1 protein-coding gene is annotated in these 1,556 nt (G+C 72.6%); it reads left to right on the top strand.

The window, feature by feature from the left end; genetic code table 11:
* Positions 1 to 1,552 (top strand): potassium/proton antiporter (locus ACTWPP_RS44900; RefSeq protein ID WP_443110602.1); only part of this gene is annotated, 1,552 nt, incomplete at its 5' end.
* Positions 1,553 to 1,556: the final 4 nt, after the last annotated feature.

Genomic DNA, 1,556 nt, shown 5'->3' on the forward strand with positions numbered 1-1,556 from the left:
AGGGACGCTGCGGGGGCGGGGGGATGAGGCGATGACCCTGCAGCAGTTGTACCTGGCGCTGCTGATCGGTGGTTCGGTGCTGCTGGCCAGCATCACCGCGGCCCGCGTGGCGTATCGGGCGGGGCTGCCCAGTCTGCTGTTCTTCCTGGCCGTCGGCGTGATCTTGGGTGAGGACGGGCTGGGGCTGCATTTCGACGACGCCCAGCTGGCCCAGGCGCTGGGCACCGGCGCGCTGGCCCTGATCCTCGTCGAGGGCGGCCTGACCACCCCGTGGCGCAGCGTGCGGCGGCTGCTGGCCCCCGCCGGGGTGCTGGCCACCGCGGGCGTGGCCGTGTCGATGCTGGTCACCGCGGCCGGCGCGCATCTGCTGCTGGGGATGGAGTGGCGCCTGGCGCTGCTGCTGGGGGCGATCGTGTCCTCGACCGACGCCGCGGCGGTGTTCGCCGTCCTGCGGGCTCTGCCGCTGCCGTCCAGACTCAGCGGCCTGCTGGAGGCCGAGTCGGGTCTCAACGACGCTCCGACCATCATTTTGGTGCTGGCGTTCAGCACCAGCGCCGGCGGGTTGCCCAGTCCCGGGGACGTGCTGGGCAGCCTGCTCTACCAGCTGGCCGCAGGCGCCGCCCTGGGTCTGCTGGTCGGGCGCCTGGGCGTCGTGGCGCTGCGGGGCATCGCGCTGCCGGCCACCGGGCTGTACCCGCTGGCCACGGTCGGGTTCGGCGTCGTGGCGTTCGCCGCGGCGGGAGCGGCCAATGCCAGCGGGATCATCGCCGCGTACCTGTCCGGCCTGGTGCTGGGCAATTCCCGGCTGCCGCACCGCGCCGCCACCCAGTCCTTCGCCGAAGGCGTCGGCTGGCTGGCCCAGATCGGCCTGTTCGTGATGCTCGGCCTGCTGGTCAATCCCAGCCAGTTGCCGGAGTCTGTCGGGGCGGCCCTGGCGGTGGGTCTGGTGCTGCTGCTGGCCGCGCGGCCGATCTCGGTCATGGCCTGCCTGCTGCCGTTCCGCGTTCCCTGGCGCAAACAGGCCTTCTTGTCCTGGGCCGGGTTGCGCGGGGCCGTGCCGATCGTGCTGGCCACCTTCCCCATCGTGTCCGGCGTCGAAGGGGCCTGGGAACTGCTGCACATCGTGTTCGTGCTGGTCATGGCATTCACCCTGGTCCAAGGGCCCAGCCTTCCGCACGCAGCGCGGCTGCTGGGCCTGACCTCGCCGGGCCAAGCCCGCGAAGTGCGCGTCGAGGCCGCGCCACTGGACGTGCTCGGCGCCGAGTTGCTCACCCTGACCATCCCGCCCGGCTCCCGGCTGCACGGCGTGGAGATCAGCGAGCTCCGCCTGCCCCCCGCAGCCGCCCTCACCCTGGTCGTCCGCGAGGGCGCACCCCTGGTCCCCGCCCCCACCACCACCTTGGCCGAGAACGATGAGGTACTCATCGTTGTCACCGAAACCGTCCGGGAAGCCGTCGAACGCCGGCTACGCGCCGTGGGCCGCCGCGGACGCCTGGCCTACTGGCACGGCGAATACGGCGACCCCGACCCCGAGCGCACATCCGAACCCTGAAAGG

Origin of the sequence: Actinomadura sp. 3N407, assembly GCF_052245875.1 — a bacterium.
Classification (GTDB): Bacteria; Actinomycetota; Actinomycetes; order Streptosporangiales; family Streptosporangiaceae; genus Spirillospora.